Origin of the sequence: Staphylococcus sp. HMSC061G12 (assembly GCF_001838465.1) — a bacterium.
Lineage (GTDB): Bacteria > Bacillota > Bacilli > Staphylococcales > Staphylococcaceae > Staphylococcus > Staphylococcus simulans.
Map to the genome: position 1 here is coordinate 112,823 of NZ_KV837068.1, position 5,352 is coordinate 118,174.

Sequence of the window (5,352 nt, forward strand, 5' to 3'; positions counted from 1 at the left end):
TTTAAATATTGCTTTATTGACGGCAGTATGTTATATTTAATGACGGCTATAAAGCCGATAACACACATAAAGAGCTGAAATGTAATTGGTGCGATGTTATTGCGTCGTTATTACATGAGCTATTTATGGAGGAAAATAACCAAATTGGAGGATTTTAATCATGGCAGTAATTTCAATGAAACAATTGCTAGAAGCAGGTGTTCACTTCGGTCACCAAACACGCCGTTGGAACCCAAAAATGAAAAAATACATTTTCACTGAAAGAAATGGTATCTATATCATCGACTTACAAAAAACAGTGAAAAAAGTTGACGAAGCTTACAACTTCCTTAAACAAGTATCAGAAGACGGCGGTAAAGTCTTATTCGTAGGTACTAAAAAACAAGCTCAAGAATCAATTAAAAATGAAGCTGAGCGCGCTGGTCAATTCTACGTTAACCAAAGATGGTTAGGCGGAATCTTGACTAACTACAAAACAATCTCTAAACGAGTAAAACGTATTTCTGAAATTGAAAAAATGGAAGAAGACGGCTTATTCGAAGTATTACCTAAAAAAGAAGTAGTTGAAATCAAAAAAGAATACGACCGTTTAATCAAATTCTTAGGTGGTATTCGTGATATGAAATCAATGCCTCAAGCATTATTCGTAGTTGACCCTCGTAAAGAGCGCAACGCGATTGCTGAAGCACGTAAATTACACATCCCAATCGTAGGTATCGTTGATACGAACTGCGATCCAGATGAAATTGATTACGTAATTCCAGCAAACGATGATGCTATCCGTGCCGTTAAATTATTAACAGGCAAAATGGCTGATGCGATCTTAGAAGGACAACAAGGTGTTTCTAATGAAGAAGTAGCTGCTGAGCAAAACATCGACTTAAAAGAAGAAGATAAAGGCGAAGCAAAAGAAACTGAAGAAACTTCTGTTGAATCAAACTAAGAATAATTCAAAATGGGTGATAAGATATTGAGGCTTATCACCTTTTTTTAAAAATAATATGAATAAAAAGTAAAGCTTATATTGAGTATGTGATGCATACTTGATAAGCGTATAAAAAATAAAGAATAATCAGAGTTTACGCGTTTAACGCGAGACAAATAGAGTTATAATTAGAGAGAGAACTGATATACTATATTTGACTGATTATATTATGTTATATAAATGGAGGAAAATTGAATGGCACAAATTACAGCTAAATTAGTTAAAGAATTGCGCGAAAGAACTGGCGCAGGTATGATGGATTGTAAAAAAGCATTAGTGGAAACTGATGGCGATATCGAAAAAGCAATCGACTACCTACGTGAAAAAGGTATTGCGAAAGCTGCTAAAAAAGCAGATCGTATTGCTGCTGAAGGTATGACTTATGTTGGAGTTAACGGTAACGATGCTGTAATCGTTGAAATCAACTCTGAAACTGACTTCGTAGCACGTAACGAAGGCTTCCAAGAGCTAGTTAAAGAAATCGCTAACCAAATTCTTGAAACTAAACCAGAATCAGTTGACGCATTGTTAGAAACTAAATTATCAACAGGTGACACTGTTAGCGAACGTATCAACAAAGCAATCTCAACAATCGGTGAAAAATTAAGCTTACGTCGTTTCGCAGTTAGAACTAAAGGCGACAACGATGCATTCGGTGCATACGAACATATGGGCGGCCGTATCAGTGTATTAACAGTAGTTGAAGGTACAACTGACGAAGAAGCTGCTAAAGATGTTGCAATGCATATTGCTGCTATCAATCCTAAATATGTTTCTTCTGACCAAGTAAGCCAAGAAGAACTTGCACACGAAAAAGAAGTATTAAAACAACAAGCATTAAATGAAGGTAAACCAGAAAAAATTGTTGAAAAAATGGTTGAAGGCCGTTTACGCAAATATTTACAAGAAATTTGCGCAGTTGACCAAGACTTCGTTAAAAACCCTGATGTTACTGTTGAAGAATTCCTTAAATCAAAAGGCGGTAAATTAACTGACTTTGTACGCTATGAAGTAGGCGAAGGATTAGAAAAACGTGACGAAAACTTTGCTGACGAAGTTAAAGGACAAATGAAATAATAATCTATTAAAATGTTGAACAAGAAAGAAGACACCCTTGTATATCTATATAAATGCACACATTTGTATCGGACGTACCTCAATGTGTCTTCTTTACTTGTATCACATACATATTTTTACTATAGAGAGGATAAGAAAATGGCTGAAACTTCTAAATACAATCGCGTTGTCTTGAAATTGAGCGGAGAAGCACTAGCAGGAGAAAAAGGATTCGGAATTAATCCAATCATCATTAAAAGTGTTGCAAAACAAATTGCAGAAGTCGTAGAATTGGACTGTGAAATCGCAGTTATCGTTGGAGGCGGCAACATCTGGAGAGGTAAAACTGGCAGTGATTTAGGTATGGATCGCGGAACAGCTGACTACATGGGTATGTTAGCAACAGTTATGAATGCATTAGCACTCCAAGACAGTTTAGAACAACTTGACTGTGATACACGTGTTTTAACATCAATCGAAATGAAACAGGTCGCTGAACCTTATATTAGACGTCGTGCAATCAGACACCTAGAGAAAAAACGTGTTGTAATTTTTGCTGCGGGTATTGGCAACCCTTACTTCTCAACAGATACAACAGCTGCATTACGCGCAGCTGAAGTAGAAGCTGATGTAATTTTAATGGGTAAAAATAATGTTGACGGTGTTTACTCAGCTGATCCAAAAGTTGATAAAGACGCAGTTAAATATGAGCATTTGACATACATTCAAATGTTACAAGAGGGTCTTCAAGTCATGGACTCAACTGCCGCTTCATTCTGTATGGACAACAACATTCCGTTGAATGTGTTCTCTATTTCAGAAGAGGGTAATATTAAGCGTGCGGTATTAGGCGAAGAAATCGGAACAACTATAACTAAATAATTTTATAAATTTGAGGTGTAAGAAAGATGAGTGACATTTTAAGCGAAACGAAATCAAGAATGAAAAAATCTATCGAGAGTTTATCGCGCGAATTTGCGACAGTTAACGCAGGTCGTGCAAACTCTAACTTATTAGCTAGTGTAAATGTTGATTACTATGGTGCACCAACACCTGTACAACAATTAGCAAGCATCAACGTACCTGAACCACGTTTATTAGTAGTATCACCTTACGACAAATCATCAATCTCTGAAATTGAGCGTGCAATCAACGCAGCAAACTTAGGTGTTAACCCTACAAGTGATGGTGAAGTGATTCGTATTACAGTACCTGCTTTAACTGAAGAACGTCGTAAAGAATTAGTAAAAGACGTTAAGAAAATGGCTGAAAATGCGAAAGTATCTGTACGTAATATTCGTCGTGACAGCAATGATGAATTGAAAAAAGACGAAAAAAATGGGGATATCTCAGAAGATGAATTACGTTCAGCAACAGAACAAGTTCAAAAAATCACTGATGATTCTATTAAAGAAATTGAAAAAGTATTAGATGAAAAAGAAAAAGACATTATGGCTGTCTAATCATCTAAACAGATTTAAGCAAGATAGTGTTTAAATCACTTATTAAAACTGTACCAACTCAGACTTTGGTACAGTTTTTTAATTGTTCTATTCATTGCGTTTAACGAGTGTGATAAAATGATAGATAATTGCATGAATAATCTATTATAATGTAACAGAGATAGATTGAGCTCGGAGGATAGACCATGTTTAAAAAGCTAAGAAATAAGAATCGTTCTGAAACTGAAACGAACCATTCAGAATTAGATTTACATAACATACCCGAACATATAGCGATTATCATGGATGGTAATGGCCGTTGGGCGAAGAAACGTAAAATGCCAAGAATCAAAGGGCATTATGAGGGAATGCAAACCATTAAGAAAATCACAAGAGCAGCAAATGATATTGGTGTAAAGTATTTAACGCTCTACGCCTTTTCAACTGAAAATTGGTCCCGTCCTGAACAAGAGGTAAATTATATTATGAATTTACCAGTGAATTTCCTTAAGACTTTTTTACCTGAATTAATTGAAAAAGATGTCAAAGTTGAAACTATCGGATTTACAGATGATCTGCCGGCATCAACGTTAAAAGCAATTAATCACGCGAAAGAAAAGACAGCACATAATCAAGGACTTAAATTGATTTTTGCGATTAATTACGGTGGAAGAGCAGAAATCGTAGACAGTGTTCGTCGAATGTTTGATGATATGCAGAAACAAGGATATAATAGCGAGGATATCACTGAAAGTATGATGAATCAGTATTTAATGACAAGTCGGTATCCTGATCCTGAATTATTGATTCGCACATCTGGGGAACAACGTATCAGCAATTTCTTAATATGGCAGATTTCATATAGTGAATTTATATTTGACCAGAAATTGTGGCCTGATTTTGATGAACAAGAATTGTATGATTGTATTAAGATATATCAAAAAAGACAACGTCGCTTCGGCGGGCTATTATAATTTAAGGTAGGAATTTAATATGAGAGTAAGAACGGTCACGGCTATTATTGCCTTAATCATCTTTTTACCGATATTAATTATCGGTGGTCAAGTACTGATGTACTTTTCATTTTTACTAGCGTTTATCGCTTTAAAAGAATTACTAAATATGAATAAAATCCGTTTTATTTCTATACCAGGGATTATCAGTGCACTTGGGCTCGTCATTATTATGTTGCCGCAAGATTTAGGTTCATTAGTCCCTGCTATACAGTTGAAGGGACTTGTAATCATGAGTTTCGTGGTACTAAGTTATACGGTTATGTCTAAAAACCGCTTCAGCTTCATCGACGCAGCCTTCTGCTTAATGTCTGTTGCATATGTCGGCATCGGCTTCATGTACTTATATGAAACACGTGAAGCAGGACTTGCCTTCATTTTATATGCTTTCTTAGTCGTATGGACAACAGATACAGGAGCTTACTTATTTGGACGCAGTATCGGTAAACATAAATTATGGCCGGTTATCAGTCCGAATAAAACGATTGAAGGTTTTATCGGCGGCGTGCTATGCAGCTTGTTGGTACCGATCATTATGCAGATGTTTATTGAATTCCCAGTCAACATTTTCGTTATGATGGTTGTAACGGTTGTATTAAGTATGTTCGGACAACTTGGCGACTTAGTTGAATCAGGATTCAAACGTCACTTTGGTGTGAAAGACTCAGGTAAAATATTACCAGGACATGGTGGTATTCTCGATCGCTTCGACAGCTTTATGTTCGTATTACCGCTATTAAATATTTTACTTTTACAAAACTAAAAATGTGAGGCATGCGGTTATGCAAACAAAGAAACAGCGTTTGCTTAAGGCATGCCTCATTTTTGGGCTCTTTGTCAAATTCGGTTGATATAT

6 protein-coding genes are annotated in these 5,352 nt (G+C 36.0%); all 6 read left to right on the plus strand.

Going from position 1 to position 5,352, the window contains the following annotated elements:
• Positions 1–160 precede the first annotated feature (160 nt).
• The 6 genes from rpsB to HMPREF2937_RS06900 all read left to right on the plus strand — a co-directional run bounded on the left by rpsB (position 161) and on the right by HMPREF2937_RS06900 (position 5,259).
• Entirely contained in the window at positions 161–943 is a 783-nt protein-coding gene (rpsB, locus tag HMPREF2937_RS06875) for a 30S ribosomal protein S2 (RefSeq protein ID WP_002480694.1), read from the plus strand.
• A gap of 237 nt (positions 944–1,180) precedes the next feature.
• Complete coding sequence (tsf, locus tag HMPREF2937_RS06880) at positions 1,181–2,062, plus strand: translation elongation factor Ts (RefSeq protein ID WP_002480695.1); 882 nt, start codon at positions 1,181–1,183, stop codon at positions 2,060–2,062.
• A gap of 138 nt (positions 2,063–2,200) precedes the next feature.
• Entirely contained in the window at positions 2,201–2,923 is a 723-nt protein-coding gene (pyrH, locus tag HMPREF2937_RS06885) for a UMP kinase (protein ID WP_002480696.1), read from the plus strand.
• Positions 2,924–2,949: 26 nt separating this feature from the next.
• Positions 2,950–3,504, plus strand: a complete 555-nt coding sequence (gene frr / locus HMPREF2937_RS06890) for a ribosome recycling factor (RefSeq protein WP_023015695.1) — start codon at positions 2,950–2,952, stop codon at positions 3,502–3,504.
• A gap of 185 nt (positions 3,505–3,689) precedes the next feature.
• On the plus strand, positions 3,690–4,457 hold the full coding sequence (locus HMPREF2937_RS06895; protein WP_070864279.1) for an isoprenyl transferase: 768 nt from the start codon (positions 3,690–3,692) through the stop codon (positions 4,455–4,457).
• A gap of 19 nt (positions 4,458–4,476) precedes the next feature.
• The gene (locus HMPREF2937_RS06900) at positions 4,477–5,259 is read left to right on the plus strand and encodes a phosphatidate cytidylyltransferase (protein ID WP_002480699.1); all 783 of its coding nucleotides are present in this window, start codon (positions 4,477–4,479) and stop codon (positions 5,257–5,259) included.
• Positions 5,260–5,352 lie beyond the last annotated feature (93 nt).

Excerpts from the sequence above, each read along its gene's own strand:
- pyrH (WP_002480696.1), top strand. The coding sequence starts at position 2,201 with ATGGCTGAAACTTCTAAATACAATCGCGTTGTCTTGAAATTGAGCGGA.
- tsf (WP_002480695.1), top strand. The coding sequence starts at position 1,181 with ATGGCACAAATTACAGCTAAATTAGTTAAAGAATTGCGCGAAAGAACT.
- HMPREF2937_RS06895 (WP_070864279.1), top strand. The coding sequence starts at position 3,690 with ATGTTTAAAAAGCTAAGAAATAAGAATCGTTCTGAAACTGAAACGAAC.
- HMPREF2937_RS06900 (WP_002480699.1), top strand. The coding sequence starts at position 4,477 with ATGAGAGTAAGAACGGTCACGGCTATTATTGCCTTAATCATCTTTTTA.
- rpsB (WP_002480694.1), top strand. The coding sequence starts at position 161 with ATGGCAGTAATTTCAATGAAACAATTGCTAGAAGCAGGTGTTCACTTC.
- frr (WP_023015695.1), top strand. The coding sequence starts at position 2,950 with ATGAGTGACATTTTAAGCGAAACGAAATCAAGAATGAAAAAATCTATC.